Source organism: Deinococcus sp. QL22 (assembly GCF_023370075.1).
Classification (GTDB): domain Bacteria; phylum Deinococcota; class Deinococci; order Deinococcales; family Deinococcaceae; genus Deinococcus.
On record NZ_CP097149.1, the window covers coordinates 2,219,195 to 2,233,390 of the forward strand.

Consider the following 14,196-nt stretch of genomic DNA (forward strand, 5'->3'; position numbering starts at 1 on the left):
GTACCCCGGCAAAAACGTCTGAACGAGCAGGCCAGCGAGTTCCACAGGCTTCAGACCACGCGGATGTAGAGCAAAGGCCAAGGGTAAAACAAAAAACGCCCCCGCCTGCCAGCCGAAGCTGGGGCGGGGGCAATTTGTCGGAGGAGTCCGGTGTTCTAGTGGACAGCCACAGGCATGTCATGGGTTAGAGTTAGGGATGGGACGACAGAAGCAGTGGGTCGTGAAGTTGAGTGACGAAGAGCGCCAACAGCTGACAGATATGACGCGCAAAGGCGTGCACAGTGCGCGGGTCATGACCCGCGCACGCCTGCTGTTACTGAGCGATCAAGGGCTCTTGGATCAGGATGTCGCGGAGCGTCAGAGCGTCAATGCTGCGACTGTGGCATCGATTCGCAGGAAATACGCTGAGGGCGGCCTGCAGGCCGCCCTGTACGAGAAAGCACGTCCCAAACAACTCCCCAAGTTAAATGCCCAGCAGACGGCAATCTTGATTGCCGAGGTCTGTTCGACTCCTGATGGTCGGGAGAAGTGGACGATGCAGCTCTTGGCTGATCGTCTCGTGACTTTAGGCGTGGTGGACAGCATCAGTGACGAAACCGTCCGACGCACACTGAAAAAAACGCGCTCAAACCGTGGCAAGTTCAAAGTTGGTGTGTCGCTCAGGTAGGCGCAGACTTCGTTTGGCGCATGGAAGCTGTTCTGGACACCTATGCTCAGCCCTACGACGCTTCCCGGCCCGTCATCTGCTTTGATGAAAAGTCCTATCAATTGCTTGACCACGTGCACGATCCTCTGCCACCCGTGCCGGGTATCCCGGCACGGGTGGATCATGAGTACAAGCGGTGTGGCACGGTCAATTTCTTCGTAGCCTTCGAACCCCTGACGGGTCAACGTACGGTGACGATAACCAAGCGGCGAGGAAATGCGGAGTTCGCAGCGCAACTCCAGGCTCTGGAGTTGCGCTATCCCCAAGCAGAGAAGATCACGCTCGTCCTAGATCAGCTGTCGACACACAGCCCAGCGGCGTTGTATCAACATCTTCCGGCAGAGGAAGCCCGGCGATTAACCCGCCGATTTGAGTGGATGTACACGCCCAAACATGCGTCTTGGCTGAATATGGCCGAACTCGAATGGTCGGCACTCCAACGTCAATGTCTCGGACAACGTCTCGCCAGCAAAGAGGTCGTCGAGCGTGAGATCCACGCCTGGGAAGCCGACCGCAATGCGCGGTCGGTACGCGTGAACTGGCAATTTGCGACACCGACTGCTCGGGAGAAGCTCAGACGGCACTATCCGGCACGAGAATAACTACAGACATGCCTGTGGCTGTCCACTAGAGGTGACTGAACCCTGCCATCCAGCCACTTTCGCAAAAACCGTTCGGGTTTCCCCCTCCCCCTCCCCCCCAGCACGCCACCCCACTTGTAAGGTTTGAGTCAGAATCGCAGCTGCACGCTATGAGACGAAGATGAAGTTTGTGAGTCAAGCCCTCATGAGCGCCGTCCTGTTGTGACGCGATGACGTCTGCCGCCGTATCCGGGCACCTGGCACAGACCGAGCAAGTGGTGCGCCCACCGCAACTCCCCTCTGGCCACTCGTTGCCGTTCAATTCAGCTCCCTGGGGAGCTGAACAGGAGTTTGTGTGCGTAAAACCCCCACTGTGTTCGCGTTCATGTCCCTCGCCCTCGTCCTCGCCAGCTGCGGCGGCACCAACACCCCAGGTATCCCCGGCGTCACCACCCCCGGAGCCACCGCTCCCCTGGTCAAGGTCGACGTCGCCGCCCTCGGCGGTCTGCGCGCCCAAGGCCTGACCGGCGATGCCGGTCCCTTGTTCTTCAACGTGAACGTCCGGGACAGCCAGAACCAACTCGTGGCCTTCAACGGCACCACCTTTGACCCCACCGGCACCGGCACCAAGACCCTGACCCTGAACGTCAGCAATGCCTTCCGCCAGACCCTGCTGCTCCCCGCCGGCACCTACTCCTTCGAAACTGCGGCCAAAGATGGCGCCACCGGCAGCACCCTGCTCGCCTACGGTCCTGCTGCGGAAAACACGGCTGCCATCCAAGGTGACGGTGCGGTCGTGCGTCTGACGTTCCATGCCGTGTTCCATAAAGCCAGCAGCAGCCTGGACTTCAGCACCAACACCCCACTGCTGTTCACCAACACGACGTTTAACCTGAAACTGTCCCCCAAGATTGCCCCGGTCACTGGCCTGAGCGCGACCGTGCCCACCACCGACATCGGCAACGTCACCTACACCCTGGGCAACGCCACCGACGCCGTCCTGAACAATGCAGGCAGCAAAATCGGCATCAACCTCACCGCCCGTGGCACGGCTGAAGACAGCACCCTGAATGTCACGGCCAGCTTCAACGCCTGGACACAAGTGGACGGCACCGACACCGCCGTGTACGGCCCCACCACGCTGGACTTCAGCAAGGCGATTGAAACCAACGCCCTGGTCGCGGACACCGTCATGCCCACCCTGATGTTCAATGCCGTGAGCAATACGGCGGTCGGCGCGTCCAGGGCGCTGAGCGGGAGGGCCACGGATGACGTGATGCTCAGTGAAATCCGCGTGTATGACGATAACGCGTTGGTCGCAAGCAACGTGGCGAGCGACAACGTGACCGCCATCACCACGGACGCCCGTGGCAACTGGAGCAGCACTTGGATCCCCACCACGGTAGGCAGCCATCAGTTGAGTGTGATCGTGTCGGACAGCTCGGGCAACGAAACCCGCGCCGAGCAGACGGTTTCTGTGGCTGCCGCACCCCTCAACAACTATGATCTGCTGCTCGACTACGCGAGTTATGGGTATTACGACTACCGAGACGTCACAATGCCTGCGAACAGCGAGTTGTGGGTCAAGGTCAACACCAATGGCTGGACGGGCGGAAACATCGCCTACGCTTATAACCACAACAGTACAGGCATGACGGCCACCATCGGAACGAGTCGCCTGGATCAGCGGGCCTTTGCGGAAAACTACGGCTACTATTCCATTGAGTACGGTTTCGGTTCTCCGACAGGTGAGATCTATATGTATCTCAAGAACACGAACGATTCCGCCATTACGGTTCAAGTCGTTGGCCAACAGTACTAAACGTCGCTGAGCAGCACGCTGCCTGACCTCCAGACAACACTGGCCCCCGCCCACAGCCGAAGCTGAGGCGGGGGCCATCACTGTGCGCGTTCAGCCCTTACTTCGGAGGCTGAAAGCCCCACTTCTTCAAGATGCTCTGCCCCTTGGCCGACAACACATACGCCACGAACGCCTGAGCTGCCTCTGGACTCGCGCTCCCCTTCACCACCCCCAGCGGGTAACTTGCACTCTGATTAAAACGGGTCGGCAACGCAATGATCCGCACCGAAGGTTTTAAAGCGGGGGTGACGTCCGTGACATACACCACGGCAGCGTCTCCCTGACCCAATTGAATCTTGAGCGCCACCTGACGCACGTTCGGCTCCTCGCTCACGACATTCTTCAGGACGCGAGCAGAAAAGTCTTTGCCGTAGGTTGCGGCTTGATCAATGGCCGTCAGCATACGGCGGGTGTAGTCACCGACAGGAACGGTTTTATCGGCCAGCACCAACTTCACACCAGGTTTGGCGAGATCCGTCAGGGTTTGGACTGCTGGATTGCCCCTTGGAGCAATCACCATCAACCGGTTGCGAACGAAAGGTTGACCGGTCTGCACCAGGCCCTTGGTGACCAGCGGCGCGAACTGGGCGTCGTTTGCACTGGCATACACGTCGGCCTTCGCACCGTTTTCCAGTTGGGTGCGCAGCAGTTGAGACCCCGCGAATTGGAACGTGGTCTTGTGCCCTGAAGTGGTATCAAAGGCCCGGCCCAGCTCTGTGAAGGCGTCGGTCAATGAGGCGGCGGCAAAGACGGTGAGGTTGGCGGCGTCGGTGCGGCCCACAGTCAGCAACAGGGCGATTAGGGCAAGGCGTCGAGAAATGGATGTCATAGGCACCTCAGCGAGAAGGAAAGTGAACGGGTGGAGAGGGAGAGCCTGAAGTGTGGCTCAGTCAAGATAGGATTGATCGATAAAACAAAAAGCGCCCCCGCCCCCCAGCCGAAGCTGGAGCGGGGGCGTTTGGTTCAAGGAGATCAGCCTTACTTCAACCAGATCACAATCTGCGTCGCATCGGAGCTGGGCCGATACGCGAGACCTGCCGCGTCATTGACCGTGCCACCCAGCCATGCGACCCTCAGCCGGGTGTTGGGAGCGATGGTGGGCAGCTTGCAGCTCCATCGGGAACCGAAGCTTTTCTTCTCCACCGTGCACCATTTCTGGCCTTGGGCATCGAGCAGCAGCGCGTCACTGCCGTCAATGGTCAGCGCTACGCCGTCGCTCGGTGCGGTCGGATCACCGGTCAACGCGTCTGGGCCGGGATTGGTGAGCACCAGGCTCTGTCCGTCACGGGTGAGGGTCGCACGTTCGTTGGGCTGCACCGCTTGCAGAGCCGGCGCACAGGCAACAAGGGTCAAGGCCGTGGACAGCAGCAACAGTATGTTCTTCATATCAATTTCCCCTCAAGCTTGAGATCCATGACGACACCCAGAATTATGTTCCGATTCTGGGCACTCAGGTGCGTGTCGCCATCCAGCAGGTCAGGCGCGATGAGAACCAACCGTGCCCCGATGCGGGCCAACTGGGCAGGCGTACCCTGTAGACCGAGGCCTGTCAGAATCTGCCCCAGCACCCTGTCCAGGCCAACCGCCAGCAGTCCGCCGCCGAGCAAGCCCTGAGCCCCCGGAGGCGGCGTCTCCGAGTTGGGTAGGGCTTCGACTCCTGAAGGTTGCCGAACCTGTGGAAGATGTACCTCGCCCGTCGCCTGCGGCGCAGACTGAGGGGCGAGCGCATTGCCCTTCGAGATCGCCTGGGCACGGGCGATGTAGGTGCCGTTCGCCTGCAGCCAGCCCAGGAACGCCGAGAAGAGGGCGGGCCACAGCGGCGCGTCGCCCCGGCTGGCGTCCGCCTGGATCAGGGTCAGGCCCAGCGCCACCGCCAAGCTCAGGCCTGCCGAGATGGCCACCGTGGTCGGCCCTTCCGTGCGGCCCAGCTTCTTGGCGATCGCGGTCAGGGGGTAGACCAGCCAGCCGGTGACGACACCGATGCCCAGCGTGACCAGCGTGGTGTATTCGGGGGGAATGCCTGCAGGCAGGTCGAAGGACTGGGCGATCGCCACACCCAGTAGGGAGACCGCAAAGGCCAGAAGGAATCTCGTTATTCGGTTCATGGGCACACTCCAAGGGCGCGGCCCCAGACATCAAGGTCTGAGGCCGGAAGAAGGCGAGAAATTGGGGTTAGAAGCGTCTGCCGACCGACTGACTGTTGGCGTGGGCTAAGGCCCACCACTCCGCCAGCGCCGCCCTGCCGCCGTCCGCTACCTTGAGGCGCTTCAGATTGTCTTTGCCGCTGCCCCCATAGGTCAGAATGTCGCTAGGAACGGGCAAAATACCTTCAACGGTCGCGTTGAACTCGATGTTGCAGTTGAACACGTTGGCGTCAAAGATCGGCTTGCCGTTGTCGGTGGCCAGCCTCGCCCGCCGTTCATAGTTGGTCATCTGGAAGTACGCGCTCGGGCCGCCTGCCCACGGCACGCCCTCAATGTGGCGGTCAGTGAGGTAGCTGCGGTTGCCGTCCCACTCACAGTGGTGGCCGCCCTGCTGCGACCAGATGGCCCTGAACCCGATCCCCCAGTTGCGCCGGAGCACCATGTCGTGCGGGTTGCGGGCGTGAATGTCGTCCACACCTTCAATCAGTCCATCCGTGCCGCTGTAGTCGGTTTCCTTGGGGTCTTGCCGACTGGTGGGATTGCTGATCACCTGATTGGAGCCGTTGTAACTCTTGCTCACCCCCGGCACGTAGTCGTGATCAGGCCCGCCCGTGTTGACCACGAAGTTGTCTTGCACCACCAGCGGGTCACTGGACAGGCCCGAGCTTTCCTGAAAGGCCAGTCCGTCTTCAACCGTGTAGCCGAGGTTAGCCGTGCAGAGGTTCCATTCCACGATGCCGGGGACGTTCAGCACCTTCCCCAGCCGGAGGTAGTTGGACACCTCGCGTCCAATCACGCCGCCGATGGCCTTGCGCCGGGCATTGCTTTCATGGGTGGAGACCCACAGGCTGCGAATGTGTCCCCCTTTGCCGTCACTCATGCGGCCGTCAGGGTTGTGGAGATGATTGCGGTACAGGCGCAGGCGGTCGCCCTTGCTGGGGTCGCCAGCAAACTGACGGGCCAGAGGGGTGCCCTCGACATACCCACTCAGGAACAGGCCCTGACCGATGCCAAACACATCGTTATGGTGCCAGTCAATGTCCATGAACTCCTGAAGGTCAAAGAATCTCGCGGGTGGTTTGCCTGCAATGACGGGGGGCAGCATCCGGTAGCTGCTGTCCTTTCCTCTCAACCGCGACCGCCACCCAGAGAACATTGGCCCGCGTGACACGGCCACCACGTTGTTGAAGGACGGCAGAACCGTGTTGGGCGGCAACGTAAAGCACGGTCCCTCGCCTTCGTTCCAGAAGTAGCGCCCTTCCAGATTGTCAGTCGGTTTGACCTTGATGGCGCTTTCCCAGACTTTGCCTTTGGGCAGTTCCGGCATGGTGGGCCGCAGCCGCACTGGGGGAATGCTGGGCATCGGAATGCTCGGCGGTGTCGGCACGACCACAAGCGGCGGGGGTGGGGGCAGCACCACGACTGGAGGCGGATCGGGAACGACAATCACGGGGGGTTCCGGCGTGACTACCGGGGGTTCCGGCGTCACTACTGGAGGCGGCAGCGGCGTCACCACGGGTGGAGGGGGAGGCGTGGCCACCACAGCCACCGTCACGGCGAGCGCCAGACTGAGGGTGAGCCGGATGGTGTCGCCGTTTGGGAGGGTGCCCGCGTAGGTGCCGTCGGGCTGCAGAATCAAGGGAATATTGGTCATGGCAGTCTCCTGGCGTCAGTGAATGACGCCGGGGGGCAGGGCGGGAATGACCAGCGTCGGCTCACGGCTGTTCAGGTACACGCGCACGGTTTCCGTGCGGGCGTCGATGCTCAGGTCGTGTTCGGGACGCTGTACCAGTTGCCCGGTAATCTCCACGTCGTTGACCAGCACACGGGTCGGCGCACCGTGCATGGCCTGCAGCGAGGCCAGCGTGCGGTTGGCTGCCCGTGCTTGCAACCACTCCACGGGATGGTGGTAATGGGCGCGCACAAAGGCTTCGCAGGCTGTCCGGTTCTTGTGGTGCGTGCTGGGCCAATAGTTGGCGGGCAGGTTCACGCCTGCGCGTTTGACGTAGAAGTGCAGGTGCGCGGCCATGTCCAGCTTCGCGCCCTTGCCGATCTGCCCAATCAGGTCGCCGCCCCTGACCAGTTGGCCCACCTTGACGTGAATGTCCCGCAGGTGCCAGTACCCGGAAATGCTGCCGTCGCCGTGCAGGATCTCCACGATGCCGCCGATGTAGGCATCCCACATGGTGGCCACCACGCGGCCTGAATCCGCGCCGTGCACCGGGTCGCCCAGATCGGTGTTGCCGCCGGTGACGGCATTGAGGTCTATAGCAGGATGAACGGAGCCCAGGGCGGCGTAATAGGCAGGATCGAGCCAGCCACAACTGGGCTGCACGGTGTAGCGGGTCGTGGGGGTATCCAGTGTGGGCCAGAAGGCGGGTGAGGTCATAACTCTCCTTTCAGCCGCGCCACTTCGGCTTCGGCGCGTTCCGCTCGCTCGCGCATCAGCACGAGTTGATCTTGTTCATTCGGGCGCGTGATCACCCGCACCGGAATCAAGGTCAGGACGACCAGGACAAAGAAATTGATCAACGTAAACGGCAACTGTTCCGTGCGCGTGATGCCCAGCCAGAGGCCCAGCGCCACGATCTGCAGGGCCAACCCCACATACATCAACGGACTCATGGCCCGCACCAGCACCAAGGCCACCAGGCACAGCACGGCAATCCCTTCGATCCAGAGGATGGTCAACTGCCAGCTGCTGTCTTGCAGCGCCATGCGGCCCACTTCCCCGGCCACACCGGACGCGATGACGCAGGCGGCGAAGAAGATGAACAGCACCAGGCCGAGCAGCACATGCCACAGGCGCAGCTCGGGCGGCTGCAGGGGGTTGTGAGCGCGCAGGAAGCGGCTGGTGCGCTCAGAGCGTGGGCGTGGAGTCATCGGGCGGTGCGGGTTTGTTTTGCTGATCATCAGGCGGCCCTCCTTTGCGTTTGGCTGCAGCTTCGGCCAGTTTCTTGAGACCTCCGGTGGCCATGGATCCGGCCCACTCGAAGAGCGTGTCCTTGCCATTGACCCGGATCCAGTCCCAGACCGCTGGCCCCACCACGCCCGCGACCGCTGAGACGAACCCGATGCCCTCGAACGTGCGCAGGGCCGGAAAGCGGGCGGCGAGCATCAGGGCGGCAAAGGTGCCGCTGAGGCTGGCGATCAGGGTGTCGGGGATCAGGCTGGCCCAGGAGCTGAGCGGCAGGTTGCGGCTGCGCTGGGCGTTGCGTTCCCGCCAGGTGATCAGGAGCGACATCACCGCCCCCATGCCTGCCGCGTAGAGCACCAGGTACCAGTCCACGGCAGCAAAAATAGATGGAGTCACGGCCCCTCCTCATCGTGGTGGCCTTGCGGGAGAGAATGGAGAGGTCATGCCGGGGATGATCAGGGGGTAACTGGCCGCGCCACTCTGGCTGCGCACCCGTGCCCGCCAGTACCAGGGGGTGCCGGAACGAATCAGGGGCAGACCAGGGCGCACCTTGAACCAACTGTTGCGGGGAAAGTGCCCGCCGAGGTAGGACTCGAGGCGCACGTTGGCCACGCCATCAGGGGGGCACTCGGGCGTGACGGCCACGGTCACGGTATAGATGCCCGGTGTGCGGGTGGGCCGCGCACTGGCCTGCACCGCGCAGGAGGGGGGTGGAGACGGGGCGCTGAAGGCGGCGAGCGGCGCCAACCCTAGGGCGAGGGCAGCCACCGCCAGGAGCACCAGCGGCAAGAGGCGTGTGGTTCGTGTCATGGGCCTCCAATCGGCCAAAGGAAACCGCCCAGCAGCCGGGTGCATGGGCGGGTAAGAGGATGAGGCTTCAGGTCAAGCGCAGGGCTTGCGCGGCATGCCTTAGTGGAGTGAACTTGTCACTGGGATGTCAGAGGGGGCAGCGTAGGGTCAGCCGTATGGATCCCTCCCCAAAACAGCAGCCTGCCGTGGAGCTTCAAGACTGGGATGACGTCAATGACATGGACACGCGTTCCATCCAGTCGCCAGCGGAGCCTGTCTCCCCTGAACTGGCCCTGACCCGCCAGCGGTTGGAGCACTCGGTACCCGAGGAGAGCACCCCGCTCCCCAAGTCCCTCTCTTCCCCAGTCGCATGGTGGGTATTCTGGGGAGTGTTGGCGCTGATAGGGCTGCTGGTCGCAGGGTTGACGCTCTTGGCCGTCTTGTAGTGAGTGGCTTCTCATGAATGCATAAGCCTCCTGTCGGCCATGAAAACCCGCCCAGCAGCCGAGGGCGTGGGCGGGACAGAAGAACAGCTTGTCGGCAGAGATTTCAGATCATTCAGGCTCAAAGTTGAAGACCACCAGTTCGGCGGGACAGTTCAATCGCACGGGTGCTCCCGTCACACCCAGGCCCCGCGACACATAGCCGGCGGCGGGCCCAAACACCCACCCCTCAGTGAAACCCAGCTGACTACTGGATTTTAGAGGGCCCAGGAAGGGCAGCCGCACTTGGCCCCCGTGCGTGTGACCGCACACCGTCAGCGTCACCTGCTGCGGCACGTTCTCCAGCACGTCGGGGTTATGGCTCATCAGCAGCACGGCTCCGGTGGTCGGCATCTGGGTCAAGGCCTGTTGGACTTGCGTGTCGCCCCGACTCAAATCATCCACCCCGGCTAAATAGAGGTCTTCTCGAAGAGCCGTGCCCGCATTCCTCAGGATGCGGATGCCCACCCCTTCAAGAGCGGTTCGGAATGTCTCCCGCGTCACGGGCAGGGGAGTGCCGAGGCGGCGGGCTTCAGAGCCGAAATAGTCATAGTCGTGGTTGCCCCAGACCCCCCAGACGCCCAAAGGTGCAGTCAATCGGCTGAGTGTTTGCAGGAGAGGTGCAGTGGAATCCAGCAGATGACGATCCACGAAGTCGCCTGTGATCAGCACGACATCCGGGCGAAGGGCGAGGGTGGTGTCGACCCAATTGTTCAAGGAGGCCGCGCGAATGAATGGCCCGTAATGCAGGTCGGTGAGCTGCACGGCCCGGAGTGGCGTGCGGAGGCCCGGCAACAGGTGTTGGTGGGAGGTGAGCTTATACCCATAGGCTTCTTTGACTGAAGTGGCGCCTAAAGCGCCAAGGCCTACTCCACCTAACAGTACGGTTCGCCGGGAAACATTCACGTGCCTAACCTAGTGCCTCATTCGTTTCATGGGCCTCCTGTCGGCCAAAGAACACCGCCCAGCAGCCGGTGCGTGGACGGGTTGAGAGAGCGTGAAGTGACAGGGCTATAAGCGCAGCTGTCGAAAATACAGTGATGCGACTCGTTCAGTTACGCAGTGGAATCCAGTTGGTCGGCATCGTGGGGGAGCCGAGCCAACCTGCGTGCTGCACTGAGCGCTATATCGAACCAGCGCGCTGGTTCTTTCAGGCGAGACAAGAGGTGGAAATCTGGACGCTGGCCGATGGGCGGCAGATCCGGGCCAGTCGGGTGCGCCCCACCGATGAGTGGATGGACTGGACGCTCCGCTGGCAGTCGAAGGAACAGCAGCTCAAGCGCCTCATCCAGAAGGGCGTGTAGGGAACGTTTGAAGGGATCGCCCAGCTTGCCGGGAGCGTGGGCAGGTGGAGAGGGGGGGGTTAAGTCAGGCTGAGATCCATGTGCGGTTCGAGCTTCAAGGCCGCCCCTCCCCAGCACGAGGCGTTCCCAAAGAAAGAGGGAGACCGGAACTGCTGGAGGCTCGCTTGATCCCAGAGGTGAACTGCCTGTCTTGATCTAACGGGCCTGTCACTGGGCTGTCAGAAGGATCGGCCTATCGTCAACAGCATGGATCAGCAGTGGAATGCCGTAACGCTTCAAGACTGGGATGACGTAGAGACCTTCGCTGTCAAGCAGCCAGTGACCTCTGAAGTGGCCCTCACCCGCGAGCGGATGGAGCATGGGCTTTGGTCGATCCCCGAAGAGACCGTTCCGCTGCCCAAGTATCTCTCGTCCCCGGTTGTTTGGGCGGGGTTCTGGGGGTTAATGGCCGGGGTGGGGTTGCTGGTGACAGCGCTGCCTCTGTGGGGCGTCTTGCACTGAGTCGCTTCTTCTCGTTGTCGGAGGCCTCTGCTGAGACATGAGCCGCCGCCCAGCTTGCCAGAAGCGTGGGCGGGAGCAGGAGTGAGGCTTAGCGGGTCGGACGCGGGTAGACGGCCCCAGAGATCGGGCGGGTGCTGGCCGTGGTGGTGGTGGTGTTTCCGGTGGGCGGTTTGAATGTTTCCTTGTACGCCACGTTGGTCAGGCCCGCCGTAAACGCCTCAGCATTTGCCAGAGTGGGGACGGGCATCTCACTGCCTCGCAATCAGGACGCGGAGCGTTCCTGGGCCCGCACCTACGGTTGGGAGATACAGCCGGGTCTGCCCATCTACCGTGATGGCCTGGTCAATCCCCACGACGGAATCATTAGGCCGGAAGCACTGCACATGCCGCAGCACGCCGCCCAGACCGTTGGAAGTCGTGATTGGCCCCGCTGGAAACCCCACATTGCCGTCCCCACTGCTCAGGGTGGCGATGTTATCTCCTGATGTGAGTGCGGTGGTGGCATATGTTCCTAAGAACGCCAATGCGTCCTCGCCATACTCGCCCGTCGTCCAGTTCCGGCAGAGGTTGCGTGCGCCGTTGGCAAAACCCACATTGCCTGCCGTGCTGAACTGATGACTGGTCAGGTCATCACTGTAGGTGTTGGTAATCTGCCTGCGCCGCTCGACCCCATGCCACAACCCTGCATTGGTGAACGCAAACCCGTACTCACTGACCGTGACGTGGGCCTGACCAGCATTGAACTGTCCAAAAGAGCCGCCGTTGCGCCGTCCTGCCCCAGTCATGACCCCCGTGGACGTGCTGACGCTCTGAGCGGTGGTGCTGTAAAAAAGGGGGATGAGTACGGAACCGGCGGCCCACGCCATTTCTACCGTAACAACCCAGCGGTTCGTTAGCCCCGCGAGCGGCATCAGGTAGCTGGCGATACCCGCGCTGGTGCTGACTGCGGGGGTCGTGTCCCACTTGGGGTTTGCTGCGGTGCCCGTACCGATGGCAGCGGCGTTGGCCCACTGGATTTCCCAGCCTTTAGCGATCAGGAGCTCATGCAGCTTGGACATGATCAGGGCGGCACTCGACGCATTGTTGGGGAATGAGAAAGAACTAGCAGCCATTTAAGCCTCCAGGGGCAGGTAAGTGAGCGTGACAGTGATGGCTTGCGCCGCGCCAGAGAGATTGGTGAGGCGCAGCGGAATCACGCCGTCAGGAGGTGTTTTGCCGTCCCACCCGCTGACCGCCTGATCCCAGACGCCCAGCGTGCCGATGACTTCTGCCACTACGCCAGAGCCAGGGGCAGGATCGGTGGTCTGGTCGCGGCTGGCATCTGCGGTGCGGCTGGCAGTGTCCCGGTAGATCCGGAGCCAGCCCGCCCCTGACAACGTGACCTGGTAGAGCGCGTAGCCCTTGGCGAGCGGCACGGTGAGCAGTTCAGTAACGTTGTTGGCCAGCTGGGAGCTGGTCACGGTGGCCGTGAGGCGGGTGGCTGCGGAGCCGCCAGAGGTCGTTCCCCATCCGAACGCGTAATCCCCTGCGCCCGTTTTGACGATGGACTGCCCGACCGTGCCCCCTGCAGGCACGCCGCGCTGCTTGATGATCTGCCCGATGCGCGTTGCCAGCGCTGAAAGCCGTGTTTCCAGGCTCATGATTAGAGTGCAGCTTCGAAGTCAGCGACGAGATTCCTTTCCGTATCCCCAATCGCTGCGGCACTCGCCGCCCCCATGTTGGTTCTGGCTTGGGCCTGCTCTGGGGCGGTGAGCACTTGTGCCGCGTCAAAGCGCACCCGTTTCTCCAGCGCGGTGACGAGCGCAGCAATCCCACTCTGATCGGCGGCCAAAGCCTGCGCGAGTTCTTTCAAGGTGTTCAGGGCCGGATCTGCACCATCCACCAGAGCAGTAATCGCGGCCTGAATCTGCTGATCTGTTTTCGAGCTGGAATAGCTGGTGGTCGTGCCGGGAGCCGCGTCATTGATGCTCGACGAGGACGCCAGAAGCGCGTTCAGCTCATTGATCGCCGCGACCAGGCTGGTTTTCTGAGCGGTCGTCAAGTCCGCCAGGTTGCCTGTGGTGGCGCGGACGCTCTTAAATTCGGTTCCGAGGCGGGTCAGCAGATCACGAAGTTTGATTTCTAAGCTCATGGCGGCTCCTAAAGGATCTGGTTCTCAAACCAGAGAACAAGGTCGGTCAATTCCAGATCGGTCAATTCGGCCTTGCGGTCTTGCAGGGCGTGAATGCGGTTCACCACGGTGGACGCGGGATACGAGCCGCGTGCAGGCAGGGCTTCTTGCGAGGCGGGCGGCCCCTCTCTCCCCGGCGGCAGGAGGGTAACGGTGCGCCGCGCCGGAGGTGAGCTGAGCGGCACTGGCGTCCCATCGGGCACGGTCAACCTGACCGTGCCCAGCACGGGCGGGAGCGTGAGCGTTACGTTCACGGCGCGCCCCGCGTCCAGCTGGCTTCGAACAAGAACGCGAAATCCATCGCCACACCCGGACGGTCGGTCTCATTCGGCCCAGTGATGATCAACGTTCCATACACCGGCAACACCGTGTAGACGCTGGGATCGGCCAGGGAGGCCGCTTCCTCGGCGGTCAGGTCTTCGGCAGTCAGGGGTCGGTAGCGGCTGACGGGCTTGGCCGGAGGGGCCATCGTGATGGGGTAGAGGCGACTCTTCTCGCCGTGCAGCAAGATCAACACGTCCACCGCGTCTGCTCCAGCGGCGCTCAGCACGATGCGTTCGTTGGTGGTGCTCAGCGTGTCAATGGGAGCAACATCGTTCAGGCCGTAGCGCAGTTCCATGTGCGCCGTATCGTCTGGACTGAGCCCGTACTCCGCGAAGGTGAGGGTGAAGGGGAAATCCACCGACTGCTTCAGGCCGTGCAGCGGGGTCAGGACAGCTTCAATCATGCTCATGCAGGCTC

20 protein-coding genes are annotated in these 14,196 nt (G+C 62.2%); 5 read left to right on the forward strand and 15 right to left on the reverse strand.

Translation table 11 applies throughout. From position 1 onward, the window contains the following. Window positions 1-196 precede the first annotated feature (196 nt). Window positions 197-1,308, forward strand: a protein-coding gene (locus M1R55_RS32110) for an IS630 family transposase (protein WP_371827105.1) whose coding sequence is annotated in 2 segments (ribosomal slippage) — window positions 197-611 and window positions 611-1,308 — 1,113 coding nt in all. Because the reading frame shifts where the segments join, the coding sequence is not laid out codon by codon here. A gap of 334 nt (window positions 1,309-1,642) precedes the next feature. Further along, the gene (locus M1R55_RS11130) at window positions 1,643-3,109 is read left to right on the forward strand and encodes an Ig-like domain-containing protein (RefSeq protein WP_249391832.1); all 1,467 of its coding nucleotides are present in this window, start codon (window positions 1,643-1,645) and stop codon (window positions 3,107-3,109) included. 97 nt (window positions 3,110-3,206) lie between these two features. Here M1R55_RS11130 and modA read toward each other — a convergent pair whose 3' ends face one another. From modA to M1R55_RS11170, 8 genes are all read right to left on the reverse strand, one after another. Then, window positions 3,207-3,977, reverse strand: a complete 771-nt coding sequence (gene modA, locus M1R55_RS11135; RefSeq protein WP_249391833.1) for a molybdate ABC transporter substrate-binding protein — start codon at window positions 3,975-3,977, stop codon at window positions 3,207-3,209. A 149-nt stretch (window positions 3,978-4,126) separates the two neighbouring features. Continuing rightward, complete coding sequence (locus tag M1R55_RS11140) at window positions 4,127-4,534, reverse strand: hypothetical protein (protein ID WP_249391834.1); 408 nt, start codon at window positions 4,532-4,534, stop codon at window positions 4,127-4,129. Further along, complete coding sequence (locus M1R55_RS11145) at window positions 4,531-5,253, reverse strand: hypothetical protein (protein ID WP_249391835.1); 723 nt, start codon at window positions 5,251-5,253, stop codon at window positions 4,531-4,533. Before M1R55_RS11145 ends, M1R55_RS11140 begins: the two co-directional genes overlap by 4 nt. Before the next feature lie 67 nt (window positions 5,254-5,320). Further along, window positions 5,321-6,946: a hypothetical protein gene (locus tag M1R55_RS11150; protein ID WP_249391836.1), complete on the reverse strand. Its 1,626-nt coding sequence runs from the start codon at window positions 6,944-6,946 to the stop codon at window positions 5,321-5,323. Between the two features lie 15 nt (window positions 6,947-6,961). Then, window positions 6,962-7,681, reverse strand: a complete 720-nt coding sequence (locus tag M1R55_RS11155; protein ID WP_249391837.1) for a M23 family metallopeptidase — start codon at window positions 7,679-7,681, stop codon at window positions 6,962-6,964. After that, complete coding sequence (locus M1R55_RS11160) at window positions 7,678-8,205, reverse strand: hypothetical protein (protein WP_249391838.1); 528 nt, start codon at window positions 8,203-8,205, stop codon at window positions 7,678-7,680. The genes M1R55_RS11155 and M1R55_RS11160 overlap by 4 nt, the downstream gene beginning before the upstream one ends. Then, window positions 8,153-8,605 (reverse strand): hypothetical protein, encoded by a 453-nt coding sequence (locus M1R55_RS11165; RefSeq protein WP_249391839.1) that lies wholly within the window; start codon window positions 8,603-8,605, stop codon window positions 8,153-8,155. The genes M1R55_RS11160 and M1R55_RS11165 overlap by 53 nt, the downstream gene beginning before the upstream one ends. 9 nt (window positions 8,606-8,614) lie before the next feature. Further along, entirely contained in the window at window positions 8,615-9,019 is a 405-nt protein-coding gene (locus tag M1R55_RS11170) for a hypothetical protein (protein WP_249391840.1), read from the reverse strand. Window positions 9,020-9,174: 155 nt separating this feature from the next. Here M1R55_RS11170 and M1R55_RS11175 point away from each other — a divergent pair, with 155 nt between their 5' ends. Next, window positions 9,175-9,444 carry a hypothetical protein gene (locus M1R55_RS11175; RefSeq protein WP_249391841.1) on the forward strand — a complete coding sequence of 90 codons (270 nt, stop codon included), beginning with the start codon at window positions 9,175-9,177 and terminating at the stop codon, window positions 9,442-9,444. A gap of 108 nt (window positions 9,445-9,552) precedes the next feature. Here the strand turns inward: M1R55_RS11175 and M1R55_RS11180 are convergent, their stop codons facing one another. Next, window positions 9,553-10,386 (reverse strand): metallophosphoesterase, encoded by an 834-nt coding sequence (locus M1R55_RS11180; RefSeq protein ID WP_249391842.1) that lies wholly within the window; start codon window positions 10,384-10,386, stop codon window positions 9,553-9,555. 134 nt (window positions 10,387-10,520) lie between these two features. Here M1R55_RS11180 and M1R55_RS11185 point away from each other — a divergent pair, with 134 nt between their 5' ends. Both M1R55_RS11185 and M1R55_RS11190 read left to right on the forward strand, forming a co-directional pair. Beyond that, window positions 10,521-10,784, forward strand: coding sequence for a hypothetical protein (locus tag M1R55_RS11185; protein ID WP_249391843.1), 264 nt, complete (start codon window positions 10,521-10,523; stop codon window positions 10,782-10,784). Between the two features lie 246 nt (window positions 10,785-11,030). Further along, on the forward strand, window positions 11,031-11,285 hold the full coding sequence (locus tag M1R55_RS11190) for a hypothetical protein (protein WP_249391844.1): 255 nt from the start codon (window positions 11,031-11,033) through the stop codon (window positions 11,283-11,285). Window positions 11,286-11,373: 88 nt separating this feature from the next. Here the strand turns inward: M1R55_RS11190 and M1R55_RS11195 are convergent, their stop codons facing one another. Genes M1R55_RS11195 through M1R55_RS11220 form a run of 6 tightly spaced genes read right to left on the reverse strand, consistent with a single transcriptional unit; the run spans window position 11,374 to window position 14,188 of the window. Continuing rightward, the gene (locus M1R55_RS11195; RefSeq protein ID WP_249391845.1) at window positions 11,374-11,532 is read right to left on the reverse strand and encodes a hypothetical protein; all 159 of its coding nucleotides are present in this window, start codon (window positions 11,530-11,532) and stop codon (window positions 11,374-11,376) included. A 1-nt stretch (window position 11,533) separates the two neighbouring features. Then, window positions 11,534-12,397 carry a hypothetical protein gene (locus tag M1R55_RS11200; RefSeq protein WP_249391846.1) on the reverse strand — a complete coding sequence of 288 codons (864 nt, stop codon included), beginning with the start codon at window positions 12,395-12,397 and terminating at the stop codon, window positions 11,534-11,536. Next, complete coding sequence (locus M1R55_RS11205; RefSeq protein WP_249391847.1) at window positions 12,398-12,925, reverse strand: hypothetical protein; 528 nt, start codon at window positions 12,923-12,925, stop codon at window positions 12,398-12,400. Between the two features lie 2 nt (window positions 12,926-12,927). Then, window positions 12,928-13,416: a hypothetical protein gene (locus tag M1R55_RS11210; RefSeq protein WP_249391848.1), complete on the reverse strand. Its 489-nt coding sequence runs from the start codon at window positions 13,414-13,416 to the stop codon at window positions 12,928-12,930. 8 nt (window positions 13,417-13,424) lie between these two features. Continuing rightward, a complete protein-coding gene (locus M1R55_RS11215; RefSeq protein ID WP_249391849.1) occupies window positions 13,425-13,709 on the reverse strand; it encodes a hypothetical protein in 285 nt (94 codons plus the stop codon). After that, window positions 13,706-14,188, reverse strand: coding sequence for a hypothetical protein (locus M1R55_RS11220; RefSeq protein WP_249391850.1), 483 nt, complete (start codon window positions 14,186-14,188; stop codon window positions 13,706-13,708). The genes M1R55_RS11215 and M1R55_RS11220 overlap by 4 nt, the downstream gene beginning before the upstream one ends. Window positions 14,189-14,196: the final 8 nt, after the last annotated feature.

What these genes read in the sequence shown, in the direction of transcription:
- modA (WP_249391833.1), bottom strand. Translation starts at nt 3,977, where the DNA reads ATGACATCCATTTCTCGACGCCTTGCCCTAATCGCCCTGTTGCTGACT.
- M1R55_RS11140 (WP_249391834.1), bottom strand. Translation starts at nt 4,534, where the DNA reads ATGAAGAACATACTGTTGCTGCTGTCCACGGCCTTGACCCTTGTTGCC.
- M1R55_RS11145 (WP_249391835.1), bottom strand. Translation starts at nt 5,253, where the DNA reads ATGAACCGAATAACGAGATTCCTTCTGGCCTTTGCGGTCTCCCTACTG.
- M1R55_RS11150 (WP_249391836.1), bottom strand. Translation starts at nt 6,946, where the DNA reads ATGACCAATATTCCCTTGATTCTGCAGCCCGACGGCACCTACGCGGGC.
- M1R55_RS11155 (WP_249391837.1), bottom strand. Translation starts at nt 7,681, where the DNA reads ATGACCTCACCCGCCTTCTGGCCCACACTGGATACCCCCACGACCCGC.
- M1R55_RS11160 (WP_249391838.1), bottom strand. Translation starts at nt 8,205, where the DNA reads ATGATCAGCAAAACAAACCCGCACCGCCCGATGACTCCACGCCCACGC.
- M1R55_RS11170 (WP_249391840.1), bottom strand. Translation starts at nt 9,019, where the DNA reads ATGACACGAACCACACGCCTCTTGCCGCTGGTGCTCCTGGCGGTGGCT.
- M1R55_RS11175 (WP_249391841.1), top strand. Translation starts at nt 9,175, where the DNA reads ATGGATCCCTCCCCAAAACAGCAGCCTGCCGTGGAGCTTCAAGACTGG.
- M1R55_RS11185 (WP_249391843.1), top strand. Translation starts at nt 10,521, where the DNA reads ATGCGACTCGTTCAGTTACGCAGTGGAATCCAGTTGGTCGGCATCGTG.
- M1R55_RS11190 (WP_249391844.1), top strand. Translation starts at nt 11,031, where the DNA reads ATGGATCAGCAGTGGAATGCCGTAACGCTTCAAGACTGGGATGACGTA.
- M1R55_RS11195 (WP_249391845.1), bottom strand. Translation starts at nt 11,532, where the DNA reads ATGCCCGTCCCCACTCTGGCAAATGCTGAGGCGTTTACGGCGGGCCTG.
- M1R55_RS11200 (WP_249391846.1), bottom strand. Translation starts at nt 12,397, where the DNA reads ATGGCTGCTAGTTCTTTCTCATTCCCCAACAATGCGTCGAGTGCCGCC.
- M1R55_RS11205 (WP_249391847.1), bottom strand. Translation starts at nt 12,925, where the DNA reads ATGAGCCTGGAAACACGGCTTTCAGCGCTGGCAACGCGCATCGGGCAG.
- M1R55_RS11210 (WP_249391848.1), bottom strand. Translation starts at nt 13,416, where the DNA reads ATGAGCTTAGAAATCAAACTTCGTGATCTGCTGACCCGCCTCGGAACC.
- M1R55_RS11220 (WP_249391850.1), bottom strand. Translation starts at nt 14,188, where the DNA reads ATGAGCATGATTGAAGCTGTCCTGACCCCGCTGCACGGCCTGAAGCAG.